Source organism: Deltaproteobacteria bacterium, from assembly GCA_040223695.1.
GTDB lineage: Bacteria > Desulfobacterota_D > UBA1144 > Nemesobacterales > UBA2774 > JAVKFU01.
The window spans coordinates 224,195-239,344 of sequence record JAVKFU010000015.1 but is presented as its reverse complement, the minus strand read 5'-3'; the positions used below and the strand labels follow the sequence as shown (position 1 = coordinate 239,344).

At 48.3% G+C, this 15,150-nt stretch carries 15 protein-coding genes and 1 tRNA gene; 11 read left to right on the top strand and 5 right to left on the bottom strand.

Translation table 11 applies throughout. From position 1 onward, the window contains the following. The first annotated feature begins 22 nt into the window (after positions 1–22). The 5 genes from RIG61_05320 to hemG all read left to right on the top strand — a co-directional run bounded on the left by RIG61_05320 (position 23) and on the right by hemG (position 7,428). A complete protein-coding gene (locus RIG61_05320; protein ID MEQ9618573.1) occupies positions 23–2,161 on the top strand; it encodes a CDC48 family AAA ATPase in 2,139 nt (712 codons plus the stop codon). 10 nt (positions 2,162–2,171) lie between these two features. Then, positions 2,172–2,999: a prepilin peptidase gene (locus RIG61_05315; GenBank protein ID MEQ9618572.1), complete on the top strand. Its 828-nt coding sequence runs from the start codon at positions 2,172–2,174 to the stop codon at positions 2,997–2,999. Positions 3,000–3,092: 93 nt separating this feature from the next. Beyond that, positions 3,093–4,598, top strand: coding sequence for an ATP-binding protein (locus tag RIG61_05310; protein MEQ9618571.1), 1,506 nt, complete (start codon positions 3,093–3,095; stop codon positions 4,596–4,598). Then, positions 4,576–5,931 (top strand): sigma-54 dependent transcriptional regulator, encoded by a 1,356-nt coding sequence (locus tag RIG61_05305; protein ID MEQ9618570.1) that lies wholly within the window; start codon positions 4,576–4,578, stop codon positions 5,929–5,931. The genes RIG61_05310 and RIG61_05305 overlap by 23 nt, the downstream gene beginning before the upstream one ends. Before the next feature lie 72 nt (positions 5,932–6,003). After that, complete coding sequence (hemG, locus tag RIG61_05300; GenBank protein MEQ9618569.1) at positions 6,004–7,428, top strand: protoporphyrinogen oxidase; 1,425 nt, start codon at positions 6,004–6,006, stop codon at positions 7,426–7,428. Between the two features lie 30 nt (positions 7,429–7,458). Here hemG and RIG61_05295 read toward each other — a convergent pair whose 3' ends face one another. Beyond that, on the bottom strand, positions 7,459–8,040 hold the full coding sequence (locus tag RIG61_05295) for a DUF4126 domain-containing protein (protein MEQ9618568.1): 582 nt from the start codon (positions 8,038–8,040) through the stop codon (positions 7,459–7,461). 88 nt (positions 8,041–8,128) lie between these two features. Beyond that, entirely contained in the window at positions 8,129–8,563 is a 435-nt protein-coding gene (locus tag RIG61_05290) for an FKBP-type peptidyl-prolyl cis-trans isomerase (protein MEQ9618567.1), read from the bottom strand. An 844-nt stretch (positions 8,564–9,407) separates the two neighbouring features. Between RIG61_05290 and RIG61_05285 the strand changes: the two genes are divergently transcribed. The 3 genes from RIG61_05285 (at position 9,408) to RIG61_05275 (ending at position 10,832) form a co-directional block, all read left to right on the top strand. After that, positions 9,408–10,169, top strand: a complete 762-nt coding sequence (locus RIG61_05285; GenBank protein ID MEQ9618566.1) for an SDR family oxidoreductase — start codon at positions 9,408–9,410, stop codon at positions 10,167–10,169. 126 nt (positions 10,170–10,295) lie between these two features. Further along, complete coding sequence (locus RIG61_05280; protein ID MEQ9618565.1) at positions 10,296–10,622, top strand: hypothetical protein; 327 nt, start codon at positions 10,296–10,298, stop codon at positions 10,620–10,622. 63 nt (positions 10,623–10,685) lie between these two features. Continuing rightward, a complete protein-coding gene (locus RIG61_05275) occupies positions 10,686–10,832 on the top strand; it encodes a hypothetical protein (GenBank protein ID MEQ9618564.1) in 147 nt (48 codons plus the stop codon). Positions 10,833–10,920: 88 nt separating this feature from the next. On the opposite strand, the gene minE is transcribed toward RIG61_05275, so the two are convergent. Genes minE through minC form a run of 3 tightly spaced genes read right to left on the bottom strand, consistent with a single transcriptional unit; the run spans position 10,921 to position 12,587 of the window. Then, entirely contained in the window at positions 10,921–11,172 is a 252-nt protein-coding gene (gene minE / locus RIG61_05270; GenBank protein MEQ9618563.1) for a cell division topological specificity factor MinE, read from the bottom strand. Between the two features lie 3 nt (positions 11,173–11,175). Further along, positions 11,176–11,958 (bottom strand): septum site-determining protein MinD, encoded by a 783-nt coding sequence (minD, locus tag RIG61_05265; protein MEQ9618562.1) that lies wholly within the window; start codon positions 11,956–11,958, stop codon positions 11,176–11,178. Between the two features lie 14 nt (positions 11,959–11,972). Beyond that, the gene (minC, locus tag RIG61_05260; protein ID MEQ9618561.1) at positions 11,973–12,587 is read right to left on the bottom strand and encodes a septum site-determining protein MinC; all 615 of its coding nucleotides are present in this window, start codon (positions 12,585–12,587) and stop codon (positions 11,973–11,975) included. A 337-nt stretch (positions 12,588–12,924) separates the two neighbouring features. Between minC and RIG61_05255 the strand changes: the two genes are divergently transcribed. The 3 genes from RIG61_05255 to RIG61_05245 all read left to right on the top strand — a co-directional run bounded on the left by RIG61_05255 (position 12,925) and on the right by RIG61_05245 (position 15,061). Then, entirely contained in the window at positions 12,925–13,581 is a 657-nt protein-coding gene (locus tag RIG61_05255; GenBank protein ID MEQ9618560.1) for a hypothetical protein, read from the top strand. Between the two features lie 244 nt (positions 13,582–13,825). Then, positions 13,826–14,869 carry a nodulation protein NodZ gene (locus RIG61_05250; protein ID MEQ9618559.1) on the top strand — a complete coding sequence of 348 codons (1,044 nt, stop codon included), beginning with the start codon at positions 13,826–13,828 and terminating at the stop codon, positions 14,867–14,869. Between the two features lie 117 nt (positions 14,870–14,986). Then, positions 14,987–15,061: transfer RNA gene (locus RIG61_05245), tRNA-Thr, on the top strand. Positions 15,062–15,150 lie beyond the last annotated feature (89 nt).

Genomic DNA, 15,150 nt, shown 5'->3' with positions numbered 1-15,150 from the left:
GTATCCTCTTCTAGGGACTGATATGATAGCTCTTAAGATATGCGAACTGGCAAAAAAGGACTCGGGCAAAGGCTTTGCTAGGCTTAATCCGGAAGACATGCGCGAGATAGGCGTGGGTTCCTGGGATTTGGTGCAAGTAGGCGGAAAGAGAAAAACGGTCGTGCGGGTTATGCCGCTTGAGAAATCACTCTCCGAGAAGTCCATAATACAGATGGACGGAATTACAAGAGAAAACGCCCGGGTTGATATAGACGAGCATATATTCGTTAAAAAGATAGACAACAAATCAGCCACGAAGGTGGTGCTGGCGCCCAGGAACAACGACGTTCTTTACAACGGAAACGAAAATAAATACCTGCTTGACAGGCTGGACGGATTTCCCATAACAATAGGCGATAAAATCAGGATCAAGCTCCCGGGCTCGAGGCTCGAAGATTTCAATGTCATTGGAGTAATCCCCTCAAACTCGGTTATTATCCGGGCTTCAACAAAGCTCGATATAAGAAAGAGGCCCAAGGGAAAGTTCGACAGCTCGAGGGTAAGCTACGACGATATAGGCGGCTTGAGGGACCAGATAAACAAGGTAAAGGAAATTGTTGAATTGCCGCTCAGATACCCTCAGCTGTTCGACAAGCTCGGAATTAACCCTCCGAGAGGTATACTCCTCGTGGGACCGCCAGGCAGCGGTAAAACCCTTCTGGCTAAAGCCGTAGCTCATGAAACGAATGCGAATTTTCAGGTGATAAACGGCCCCGAGATAATGCACAAATTTTACGGTGAAAGCGAAGCCAGGCTAAGGGACATTTTTGAGATTGCGACCAGAAACCAGCCTTCTATAATTTTCCTCGATGAGCTCGACGCTATCGCGCCAAAACGGGAGAAGGTCTCGGGCGATGTCGAAAAGAGGATAGTAGCCCAGCTGCTCTCGCTAATGGACGGCCTGAGGCACAGGGGGAACATAGTCGTAATAGGAGCCACAAATCTCCCCTCCGCGCTCGACCCCGCGCTCAGAAGGCCGGGGAGGTTCGACAGGGAAGTAAGCCTGGACGTGCCCGACCGTAACGGACGTTTACAGATACTCGAGGTCCATAGCAGGGGGATGCCTCTTTCAGAGGACATCGACCTCGAACGGCTCGCGGATTTGACCCACGGGTTCGTGGGGGCGGACATAGAGAACCTCTGCCGTGAAGCCGCCATGAAATCACTCCGAAAATCCCTTCCCGATTACGAGGACGAAGAAGAGGAGATATTTGAAAACAACGGGAACCTCGCACCGATCAAGGTGGAGATGAACGACTTCATGGAAGCGCTCAAGGAAGTCGAGCCCTCGGCCATAAGGGAGATATTCGTCGAGATCTCCAAGGTTACCTGGGATGATATCGGGGGGCTGAAGGAAATAAAGGACAAGCTCATTGAGGCCGTAATATGGCCGTTTATTCACAAGGACCTTTTTGAGATAACGGATACGAAGGCGCCTACGGGGATACTTCTTTGCGGCCCGCCGGGCACGGGGAAAACACTTCTGGCCAAGGCGCTCGCAAACCAGAGCGGAGCGAACTTTATCTCCGTCAAGGGAGCCGAACTGCTTTCAAAATATGTCGGTGAATCCGAGCACGCGGTCAGGGAGGTGTTCAAGAAAGCGAAACAGGTCGCCCCCTGCATAGTATTCTTCGATGAAATAGACGCCCTTGCCCCTCACCGCAGAGAGACCGACGGGACCCGTGTTTCGGAGAGGGTAGTAAGCCAGCTGCTGACGGAGATGGACGGAGTGGAGGACCTGAGGGAGGTGCTCGTGCTGGCGGCTACGAACAGGATAGACATAGTTGACCATGCGCTTCTGCGCTCGGGCAGGTTCGACCTTATACTCAACATTCCCTATCCGGACGAGGAAGAACGCCACGAGATACTCAAGATTCATACGCGCGGAAAACCGATGGGAAGAGACGCAAGGCTGAGGGGGGTCGCCTCCGAAACAGACGGGCTTTCGGGAGCCGACATAGAACTCCTCTGTCAGAGGGCCTCTATAATAGCGATAAGGGAACACCTGAGCAACAGGAAGAAAAAATTAAAGATAACCGAACGGCACTTTTCCGAGGCGCTTAAAGAAATAAAAAGCAAAATCATAGCGAACGTAGAACTTAAAAACGAGCGCGCGGAATAGCTAATTCCCTGTGAACCAAACTGTCCTCTACATCTTTTCGTTTATACTGGGTGCGGTAACAGGAAGTTTTCTCAATGTCTGCATTTACAGACTGCCGCGCGAGGAATCCATAGCGTACCCCCCGTCTCACTGCACATCCTGCGGTGAAAGGATCAAATTTTATCATAACATTCCCATACTGAGCTATTTATTTCTAGGCGGGAAATGCTCCTGCTGCGAATCCCGCATATCCATCCGGTATCCGATCGTAGAGATTCTCTCGGGACTGCTTTTTCCTGCCGTATTATGGAAATTCGGAATCTCCATCGAAACCCTCTTCTATCTGATTTTCATATTCGCACTTATCGTGATCGCCTTCATAGACCTTAAACACATGATTATACCGAACGTTATCACCATTCCGGGGATCATAGCTGGCCTCATTTTTAACGGTCTCATAACGGACTGGCGGAGGAGCCGGCAGCTCATGGAAATTATCGAGTTTAACCTCGGAGACTTCTTCGGAATACTGAACGAAGTGCCGTTTCTGGACTCGGTATTCGGTGTAATTCTGGGAGGGGGCCTCCTCTACATTATAGCCCTCCTCTATCTCGCTCTGAGAAAAAGGGAAGGAATGGGAATGGGCGATGTTAAGCTTCTTGCGATGATCGGCGCATTTTTAGGCGTGGAAGGCGTAATATTCGTAATGCTGGTGAGCTCGATTATAGGGACCGTTTCCGGACTGACCGTTATAGCCTTTAAGAAAGGGGACCTGAGATACGCCCTGCCCTTCGGCCCCTTTTTGTCCCTGGCCGCCGTAATTTTTGTCTTCACGGGCGGCTTCAGTCTGAGGATTTAGTTACCACTCCTCAAAAAAAAGACCTACAATTACATAGGAGACGGACTCGCTTTCGTCCCCTAATTCTACATCCGGCAGTATCATACGGGTAAAATGCGACAGACAGGCTTAAGAGCAGAAGTACTTGTAAATATTCTTTTTATTACGGCGGTCGCCATGTTTCTTATCGGCATAATCGCATTTAAAGTGACTGAAAGATTCGCGCTTCAGGGAAAGATAGACAGCGTCAAGTCAATTGTCACGGCGCTAGAGAATTCCTACCTCGAGAAAAATGACATAGACGGAGGAATAGGATTTCTGAAAAAGGTGCTGGATCCCGGAGCCTGGGGCGCCGTTGCAATCGGAGATGAGAGATTATCCTTCAGCACATCAGAAGCCGCCGGTAAAGAGAGCAGGAGCGACCCGCTTATTCTTGAGGCCGGGAGAGCGGGTCACGCGGTTTTCGATATAGAGGGCGTTAACATACCTCCATTCTCCAGTTACCGGGGAATTAAAATCGCGGCACCCATCCGAGTATCCGGAAAAAAGGACGGCGCCCTGCTCATATACCAGCCTCTTTCCTCACTCGGGGAGAGTATAGTTCTGGGGCAGAGGCTCATTGCTCTGTGGATAATACTGTTCCTGATTATTATAGCGCTCTTCGGTTTTTACATACTTTCGAGAAGGATTATCAGGCCGGTTCATGAACTCATCAGAACCGCCGAGTCGATCGGGGCCGGAAAGTTCCCCGAGAGCGCCGACGTCGGCAGAGTGAGGGAAATAAATCAGCTCCATTCCGCGCTCAGGAATATGTACGACGAAATAGAGAGCGGGAAAAAAGAGCTCAGGAATAAGATCAAGGAGCTTGAAGAAGCGAACGCGGAGCTGAGATCAACCCAGAGAGAGCTTATCGAAGCGGAAAAACTCGCTTCGCTGGGACAGCTGTCCGCCGGCGTTGCGCATGAAATCGGAAACCCCCTGTCGGCCATAAACGGATATGTGGACGTGATGAAAAGGTCGTCACGAACAGACGAGGACAAAAAAACCGATTTTCTGAACGAGATCAAGAGGGAAGTGGACAGGGTGGACAGGATCATAAGAACACTGCTCGACTACTCGCGTCCCAAGAAACTGGCGCCTCAAACGCTAAGCGTAAACCAGGTAATAAGGGACACAGTCGATATATTGAACAGCCAGGGAGTTTTGAAAAGGATTTCAGTCAGGTTTCAGCTTGAAGAGGATATCCCTCTCATCGAAGCCGACCCCAATCAGCTGTCTCAGGTGATAATAAATCTAATTCTGAACTCCAGGGACGCTATAGCCGATTCGGGAGAAATAACGATTTCCACACAAAGCCGCCCGGACTCGACTGTGCTTATCAATATAACGGACAACGGAGCGGGAATAGCGGAGGAGATCAGGAGCAAAATATTCGATCCGTTTTTTACAACCAAGGAGCCGGGACACGGGACGGGTCTCGGTCTGTCGGTTTCAGCGAGAATAGTCGAGACATACGGCGGCAAAATCAGTGTAGACAGTAAAGAAGGGCAAGGTTCCGCCTTTAAAATTATTTTTCCCAGGGCAAAGGATTATAAAAATGCAGAAAATTTTGGTAATTGACGACGAGAGAGGAATAAGGGAATCGCTTACGCTCATACTTCAGATGGAGGGGTATGGAGTTGACAGCGCAGAGGACGCGAGGGCGGCCATCGACCTTATCGCTTCGGGAAAACTGTACGACTTTATAATCTGCGATATAAAACTTCCCGGAATGAGCGGAATAGAATTCCTGCAACAGCCGGAGTGCCGGGATATCGACTCAATCGTCATTATGATCTCGGCTTACGGATCAATAGAAAGCTCCATCGAGGCCATAAAGAGGGGAGCCGCGGATTATATAAACAAACCGATTAACTCCGAAGAACTGATTCTGAGGATGCACATGGCCCGGGAGAGACACCGGCTGAGGGCGGCAAACAGCTATCTGAGAAAAGAGCTCGGAACAGAAAATACTTTCACGGACATCGTACACTCAAGCAGGGCAATTGACGAAGTGATCGAGCTTTCGAGCAAGGCGTCCCGTTTCAAAACAACGGTTTTGATTACAGGCGAAAGCGGGACCGGGAAGGAGCTGGTCGCAAAGGCGATTCATAACCAAAGCGACAGAAAGGATGCTAATTTTGTCGCCGTAAATTGCGCGGCCATACCGGAACCCCTTATGGAAAGCGAGCTTTTCGGGTACGCCAAAGGGGCCTTTACAGGGGCGAACAGCTCGAAGAGGGGTTTAATCGAGGAAGCGCACGGGGGGACGTTGTTCCTCGATGAGATAGGCGAGTTCCCACAGGTCCTCCAGCCGAAGCTCTTGAGAGTGCTTCAGGAAGAGGAAATCAGAAGGCTCGGAGATAACAAATTAATAAATATAGACGTGAGGGTTATAACCGCAACTTCACGCGATCTGAGGCAGGACGTCACAAGCGGAAGATTCAGAGACGACCTCTTCTACAGGCTAAACGTATTTCCAATCTTTATACCGCCTTTGAGGGAGAGGAAAGAGGACATTCCACTTCTGGTAGGACATTTCATAGACAAATACAGGCGCCAGATAAATCCCCGTATCAGGCATGTATCACCCGAGGCCATGGCGGAGCTCACCCGTTACGAGTGGCCGGGAAACGTGAGGGAACTGGAGAACATAATTGAAAGGGCTATGATACTCTCGGATTCGGATATAATACAAAAGGTCGAACCGGCCGGAAGCAGACCCCCAAACAGCACAGAGCTTCAGGGATTGCTGAATAATTTCTCATTCGACGAGGCAAAGCAAATGGTCGAAAACGCCTTTATAGACAGAGCGCTTTCCGAGACCGGCGGCAACCGCACGAGGGCCGCTAAAACCCTCGGTATCAGCAGACGCTCGCTCCTGTACAAGCTAAAGCAGAAGGAAGAATCGTGAGGGAAGATTTAACTTTCGGAGTAATCACCGCTCATACTGTAAATCCAACAGCGATCATGGTTAAATACTCTTATGAAAAAACGTATCGTTGTCATAGGCGGAGGCATAACCGGACTGAGCGCCGCCCACCGGCTTACGGAATTAAGCAACGAGAAAAATTTAGACCTAGATGTAGCGCTGCTTGAAAAGACCGGTGTTCTCGGAGGCGTTATATCGACTATTGAGAGAGACGGCTTTTTGATTGAAGAGGGACCCGATTCGTTCATCACTACAAAACCGTGGGCTCTCAACTTGTCCAACCGGCTCGGTCTGGCGGGAGAGATTATCGAAACGAACGACGAGAAGAGACGCACCTTCGTTCTTCTCGACGGGAAATTAGCGCCTCTGCCCGAAGGGTTCATCATGCTCGCACCGACCCGCATCTATCCTTTCCTGACGACACCCCTTTTTTCCTGGAAGGGTAAAGCGCGTATGCTGATGGACCTATTTATAGCAAGGAGGCAGCAAAGCGACGAGAGCCTCGCTTCTTTTGTAAGGAGACGTCTGGGCAGAGAGGCGCTAGAGCGCGTAGCTCAGCCCATGATAAGCGGGGTGTATACGGCTGATCCCGAGAAACTGAGCCTGAGGGCGACAATGCCCCAATTCCTTGAAATGGAGGAGAGGTACGGGAGCGTTATAAAGGGGATGTATCACAGCTACAAAAAGAGGGGGGAAGGCGTTAAGAGGGAAAGCGGGGCGCGCTACAGCCTGTTTCTGTCCTACAGAGAAGGCATGCGTACTCTCGTGGACGCCCTCGGAAAGAGCCTGCCTGACGGATCGGTCAGGTTAAATCAGACGGTTAATTCACTCCGGCCCGTCGAAGGCGGCTGGGAGGTCTCGACAGAAGAGACGGTCTATCAAGCCTCGGGGGTAGTCCTAGCCACGCCTTCCTTCGCGGCGGCCCGGCTCCTTAAAGCGTTCGACGAGCCGTGCGCCTCTCTCTTATCCGATATCGAATACGCTTCGTCCGCAGTTGTCATACTGGCCTATAAGAAAGAGGATTTATCGAATTACGCCCACGGGTTCGGATTCGTGGTGCCCACGATAGAGAGGAGCGGCCTGATAGCCTGCTCTTTCAGCAGCGAGAAATTTTCAGGCCGGGCTCCCGAGGGATACATTGTTCTCCGCGCGTTCGTCGGAGGAGCGATCAATCCTGAAAAGCTCCTGTTATCGGATTCGGAAATGATCGATATGGTCGAAAGGGAGTTAGGGGTTATATTGGGAATAAATTCCAGGCCTTTATTTACTATTGTCAGGAGATACCCGGACGCCATGCCGCAATACCTTGTGGGGCATCTGGAGCTTCTCGACCGCATAAAAGAAGAATTAGCGAAGCACAGAGGACTGGAGATAGCGGGCAACGCTTACGAAGGAATCGGAATACCGGACTGCGTCAACTCCGGGGAGCGCGCCGCTGAAAGAGTGCTGGAGACAATTCAACGGGACTCCGGCTTATGAAAAACGATTCAGGTTCGGCAGCTCCGGGTCTCATTCATGCTGAGCGTGAAGCCGGTTTCTTTTGAAAAGCCAGACGTAGATTTTCCTTACGGCGAAGAAGAGAATCGCAACTACCAGCAGAGCCGCAAGAACCGGGACGGCAATCGCCAGAACCGACATAACCAGAGAGCCCCCGGCCTCTGCGGTCGAAACCAGGGGATTTCCGAGTCCCCCCGTTGTCGCCGTCGACGCAATACGCGTAATGCTCGTGAATCCCTGAACAGTACCCGCCACGCCTCCTCCTACAATTACCGCAAGCGCCCACTGCAAGAAAGGGCTCATTTCCGAAACGGCGGATGCCATAACTATAGTGCCCGCCACAGTAGCCGCAGGGATAGCGATCGTGTCCAGAAGATTATCCACTATGGGTATATAGTAAGCCGCAATCTCGAACAGGGTGCCTATTGCGAACGCCGCAAGGGCCGGATAAGTGCCTATCCACTCGAACTCGGGCGCAAGCGTAAGTTGTCCTGAAAGTGTCGCAATGCTCATTACGAGAAGGGGAACGAAAATCCTGAATCCGCACGCCGCGCTCAGCCCCACCCCGACAAAGATGCTCAATAGTGTTTCCATGTCCCGCACCTCCAAACTATAGTATATGAAGCGGGTTACGTCTTAGCAAGCACTATTTTATAACCCTGGCGGGCCGCTCGCTTTCGATTCAGGAACCGGATTTATTTTTCTCTATATTTATTATTTTGACTTTATAGTGAAGCGTGTGCCCCGCGAGCGGATGGTTGTAGCTTATTTTAATCTTATCGTCCTGCACCTGAACGACGTGACAATTCCCGTGAGGCGTTTTGAGAATCATTCCCGCTTCAGGGGTAATATCCGTGTCGTCGAACAATTTTGCCTCTACGGTATGCACCAACTCCGGATTCTCGACTCCGTATCCATTTTCAGGCGATACCGTGAATTCTTTTTCCTGATCCGCCTCCATCCCCAGTAGTCCTTCCTCCAGACCCTTTACCAGACTTCCCGAGCCGATTTCGACGGCAAACGGCTCTTCATCGAAAGTACGAAAAGTGGAGCCGTCTTCAATTTTTCCCTCATAATTGAATGTAACGGTATCGCCAGTCTCGATTCCCTTACTCATATGGAACCTCCGTATGAAATAATTCCTGCTTAAAGTTATTTACCCGGAAAAGGGTGAATCTAACTTAAATCTTGATTAGATAAGCTGCCCAAACGGATTATATAAGCAGACACCTGAGATAATAACATCTAGCGCAGGGAATTTCGAGTTTAGAATAACTGAAAAATCCAGTGGTTGGGCATCTAGAATTTCGTAGTGAAAATACCAATACACCACTAGTTAACACAGGTTACCCCGATAAAGTCCAATCCGCTCCTTAAGAAATTGTTTCCGTAAATTAAGAATAATGCTGTTTTTCAGGCAGGCTGTGTATTATCTTGAAAAGTAAAATGCAGATACCAGGTCATCAGGACGCTGAGCACCGCTGCCTAGTTAATAGTTTCAAATCATCTTGTGCTTGACGAAAAGGGAGCAGTACACGTATACACCCCATCCTGACCTTCCCCCTGAAGGGAATAAAAACAAAGGAAAATTTTTCAAAGTCGGGATTCTGAAAGATTTTGATTAAGGGAAGTATGTCCCGGAAACATTCACTTAAGTGAAATATTTCTCAGACTGACGGGGAGGAATGCGCCCTTCGATCGGACTCGGGACGGGCGGGGTTTATAAGATAAGATATGGTTGGAAACGGGATAGTATTCGTTCCCGGAGGTCGGCTAAACTAAAAAGCCCCTTTACTTCTTAAACGGGGTCGATGCAGGTGAAATTCCGGTTAATCCCGGATTTAAGATATTTCAGTTTTACTTTGAATCTTGCCCACTACCAAACATCTGATTTCTTGATAAGAAAGGGCCTTTTATTTATACTTCATGATTAAATCCATACACAGGGGAGTAACTTAGAAATGAAGCTGAAAGATAAAGTAGCTCTTATTACGGGGGGAAGTCTGGGGCTGGGAAAAGCAACCGCGTTATTATTCGCGGAGGAAGGGGCCAAAGTGGTCATCACGGGCAGGACGGAAAAGACGCTTCAGGCAGTGGTAGAAGAGGCCAAAAAGAAAGGTCTTGATATGGACTATCTGGTAAGCGATGTATCGAAGGAAAGCGATTGTAAAGAGGCCGCGGATTACACGATTAATAAATATGGAAAGATCGATATCCTGTTTAATAATGCGGGCATTCTTTTTACAGGGTCAACACACGAAACGGAGACCGAAGCATGGGAAAACATCTTTAACATAAACGTGAAGGGAACATTCTTTATGTCCAAGTTCACGATCCCGCACATGCTCGAGAAGGGTTACGGATGCATTGTGAATAATTCCTCTGTGCTTGGCCTGAAAGCCGTTCCCGGAGTAGCCGCCTACAACGCTACCAAGGGCGCGGTAACTCAGCTCACCAGAAGCATGGCGCTTGAGTACGCCGAGCAGGGAATACGCGTGAACGCGATATGCCCCGGCACTATTGAGACACCCATGGTTGACGGACTGCTAGACTCAATGCCGGACAGGGGAGGAGCGGAAGAGTTGTTCAAATCCTTTCATCCGATGGGGAGATTCGGCACGGCGGATGAAATTGCACATTCGGTATTATTCCTGTGCGACGATAATGTGGGATTCATGACCGGCAACATGCTTTCGGTTGACGGCGGATGGATCGCCAAGTAGGAGTATTACTTAAAGCACAGCTTTAAAAAGTTGAATCAATTGTCCGGATCTACTGGACATTTATTTCCGAGTCGGGTTAAATATTTATCGAATGCAGAAAGAATATTCCATTAAAGGAGGGGGAGGATGAAAATTATTAAATCCCTTGCACTAGCTTTAACGATTTCCCTCGGCCTGTTCACGATGAACAGCCATGCATTAAGCCAGTATTTTCCGCTTACACCCTCGCAGAAGCATTTCACCACAATCATTTCGCAGTTAAAGACTTTCAGGGCCGTCGAATGGGAATCTCCCGTTTCCATGTGGGTGCAGATACCATCCAGCCAGAGCGGAAGAGCGGCGGAGCTTGCCAACACTATAGAAGACAGGGCAAGAGGAGCGCTTATGCAGCCTTTCTGCGTTCACATATACGCAAGCAAGAATGATGAACTGGCCAAGTCCTGCGTGTACTGAGCCGGATTTTCAAATCTTTACCACCGCGCCCGCCTGACTGGTTAGGATGATGGAAACAGTCGGGTGGCCAGAGTTTCGGGCGGGCCGGCAATTACCTGCAGGAACGAATCCGTAACATTCCACGCCGGTTATGATGAGGAGAAGCGAAGAAGCAGTAATGGTGAAGCCGTGGCACCGGCAGAGTCCCTTCTTGTGGAGACCTGCGGATAAACAAGCCCCGGTAATTAATATCCCGGTTAAAATAAAATGTTCCCCTATACATATATTTTAATTGTGAACGCTCTCAGGAAACGTATTCCTAGCTGTGACTACGATCGACAAAGGGGATCGATATGGAAAGCTCGTCTCTGTTATTTCCCTGATTCACGTTAATTTCTATGTTGGATAAATTGAACTGCGGGTACTTCTCAAATATCTGGATAAGATCCTTCTGCAGCGTGTCCGTAAAATTGGTAGGAAGATCCTTCCTTTCGTATGAGAGAACCATTCTGAGTCTTTCTTTCGCCAGATTAGCAGATTTTTTTCGTCTGAAGAAATCGAGTAATGACATAGATCAACCCCCTAAGAGTCTGCTTAGAAATCCTTTTCTATCATCCAGTTCGGTAAACGGCACATCCTCACCGAGCAGTCTTCTCGCTATATTCATCAGGGCATGTCCGGCGTTTGAATTGTCAGATAATACTATCGGCTCGCCCTTGTTGGTGTAATCCACCATTTTTTCCTCATCGGGGATTATCCCTATCTTTTTTATACGCAATACCTCTTCGATATCTTCAACCGACAGCATTTCGCCTTTCTTTACCTGATGCGGCCTTATCCTGTTTACGATCAGATTGAGCTTATCTATACCCATTGACTCAAGAAGCCCTATAACCCTGTCGGCGTCCCTTACCGAGGAGACCTCCGGGTTAACAACTACGAGCGCTTCCTGCGCAGGAGCGGCCGCGGTCCTGAAACCTCCCTCTATTCCGGCCGGGGAGTCGATGAATATAAAATCAAAATTAAATGTAATTCTTTCCACTATCGCAATGAGCTGCTCTCCGCTGACGGCTTCCTTGTTTTTCGTCTGCGCGGCGGGCAAAAGATAAAGCGACTCGCTTCTTTTGTCCTTAACAAAAGCCTTCTCAGGCGGTATTACACCCTCGACGACGTCCACGATATCGTAAACAATCCTGTTCTCCAAACCCAAAATCATGTCAAGATTTCGGAGTCCGATGTCCGCATCAATCGTTAAAACCCTGCTGCCCGTGGAAGCCAGAGCCGCGGCGAGGTTTGCCGTTACAGTTGTCTTCCCTACCCCTCCCTTTCCCGATGTAACTACAATTACTTTAGACATAACTTACTTACCCCTCAGCTTCTAATTTTTTCGATTAACATCTGATTGTTTCTGATATAGGCCTTTTCAGGGTACTCAGGGTCTTCGGATTCGTCAGGAGACCTCGTTATCCACCTGGCAATCCTTAACTGTTGAGGCTTCAGTTTAAGGGCAATCACTACAGCGCTGTCGTCCCCTCCCGCACCCGCATGAACGATACCGCTTAACGTGCCCATCACGATGATGTTCCCGGATGCGGTGACATAAGAGCCGGGATTTACATCCCCTATTATCAGCACATCGCCGTCGTGCTCAACATTTTGCCCACTTCTCAAATTCTTGTTTATAACCTTTACGGTACGGCTTTCCTGTCCGGGCAGAGGAGGCGCGTTTTCTGACTTCTTGTCCAGCTTGAGAGAGGGTTTGTAGCCCAGGAAGCGGGTTTCGGAATCCCTGACGGCGTCTTCTATCTTTTTCCTGTTTTCATCGGATATATTAGCGCTTTCAAAATCGATCACTGTCAATGAACCTTTGAAAAAGTCGCTGCTCAGCTTTGCCTTTATCTCTGCGATATTCTCATCAACAGACAAATTTTCGTCCAATTTTACAAGCAAGGCCGGCACCGTCATGCCCTTAACCACTATTCCCATATAATTTCTCTGTGTAAGAAATAAAAAGGCCCCATCCCCACACAACAAATTATCATATGTTGAATAACAACACAAGCAGGATTTCGACAAACCCGAATCGGCTCGGAATTACTATCCAGAACAGGTGTCTATCTCGGGCAGCGGGATTTTAAGACGCTATAAATCGACCCCGGATCGAGTGTATTCGAGTAGTCTATATTATTTCGATGCGTCTCGGAAATCCGCCTATCGTATCTTATTTTACGATAAATATTTTTAACCATCCATAACTCAGGTATAGTGATTCAGATTTTAAGGGACATTCGATATTAATTCGATTTCCGGACAAGGGGAAACCATGAAAAAAGCCTTTAAAGCGGGATTGTCAATAATATTAGTAATCGTGACAGTAGCTTTTCTGTTTCGCGCGAATTCAACCGGGGCGGCGGATGAGACGGGTCAATGCTCGTCCGCGACAAAGGATGTTTCAGAAGACTCGACACTGGCTACAGCGTCTTTTTTCGCCAATGAGAGAAACAAGCCCGGATCTATAAAGTACGAATCATCGTCAATGCTGGAAAAAGCGGAGAAAAACCTGTCCGGCGGGGATAAACCGGAGGACTTATGCCCATCGGGGTGTCGGTTGGCCGAGAAGCCTGATATCGTCTTTAAATCCATACCGAACAAGTTCGTGACCGATTACCCGGACTACGATAAGTGCCAGGAATTATTGAATAAAACCGAGAAGAATCCTTTTAGCTATAACAAGCAGTTCAGCTCTATGGGGGAAGTAGAGGACTGGTTTGCCGACTTCTCCAGAGGCAAGGGGACCGACGGTGAGGACCTTTATAAAAGGTGTGACGGCAGCTGCAGCCCTCAGTACACATTCATCATAACCGAGGAAGGAAACGGATTGAAGCTGGACGCCTCTGTAGTATGCGGTCATGAAAGGGACAAGGACGACAACCGGTACAGGTTGTCTTACAGCTACCGCTGGACCTGTGAGAGTAAATAATTTTAAATGTCCGGCCCGAACCGACCGAGTATTTTCGCATAATCACATAGAACGAGTAGAGATGCATTTTCAGAAGTTACCCAAGTTTTCACATACTCAATATAAAAGGTTGATATATTTCCTTGAGATTTAATTAATCAGCCCTCATAGTCATGAATCGTCGCGTCCGGTAAAATAGATAACCGGATTCGATAATTTCCTGATAATCCGATTTCTTTAATGCCGTCTGAAACAGTATCAATATATGAGCCGGGATAAATTTCTCATCGTAAAAGGCGTGGCCGGGTTAGGCAATCGAATGCTCGTAGCTCTGACCGGAATTCTGTACGCGCGTCTTAGCGACAGGAGATTAATCGTGGACTGGAGCGACTCTACATACTCAAATAACGGCTTCAACGCGTTTCCTCAATTCTTTCTCTGTGAATCAAGCGGCTCAATGGATGAAATTCCGGCAACAGGCACCGTATGCCCGTCAGTCTGGCAAAACCGACTAAATGAGTCTGTAGCCACTATGCGAAGAGACCATAACAGTATCAAGGAATTCAGGCAAAAAACCTCAATAGATTTAAGGAGGCTCGATTATGACGAAGATATTTTGGTAATGTGGTCCTACCACGAACATGTAAACCTTCTGAGGAGCCATTTTAAGGGTTCTTACGATGAGTTAATACAGATGAGCAAGGAAGAGATTTTAAGGATGTTACTGCGGGAAGACCTTTTACTTCAACCACGGATTCATAACATGGTCACAAATTTAAAAAACAAAAAATTCAGAGGGAAAACTGTCGGCGTACACATCCGTTACTCGGATTACAGGGCTAGTCTGTTTCCAATACTTGATAAACTCAACACTCTTTTGAAACACGAAACCAACCTGCAGATATTCCTTGCAACCGATAATATCCAGATCAAAAAAATGTTCGAAGAGAATTACCCGGGAGTTATTACAACCCCGCATTGGTACCCGGGACCGGGATCACGCATTCACGACAATAGAAACTGTCCGGATCCAATGACGAGCGGTGTCGAATCACTCATTGATTTATACCTGCTTGCAGAATGTGATTATCTTATTATCGATTCCAGCTCTTCCTTTTCCTATATAACAAGCTTCCTTACGAACACAGATGCATCAAAGATATTCGATGTGTCAAAAGGAAGGAAAGTACCCAGCATATTAAGACGATTCTCCTGGAGAGTTATGTTGATGCTGGGGCTATATTCCTGGGGACTGAACTTGCTTAGCAAGATTGTAAGGACATATAATAAACTCTTTAGGCGAACATAGCTAACTGCGCCCTTATAGCGGGGAATCGGCTGCAACAATTAGGCGTTACCGTGTGACATTCAGGAGTCTTTTTATCCGTTGATTTACCCGGAATCTATAATATAATAATTCCCCTAAGCCGACGTAGCTCAGCGGTAGAGCAGCTCACTCGTAATGAGCAGGTCTGGAGTTCAAATCTCCACGTCGGCTCCATATTACAATTAGCGCCAAGTCGAATTGTGAATTATAAACGGACTGATTAATAGGTTCGGGAGATGAAAAGAGCAATCGACTTGCTGCTC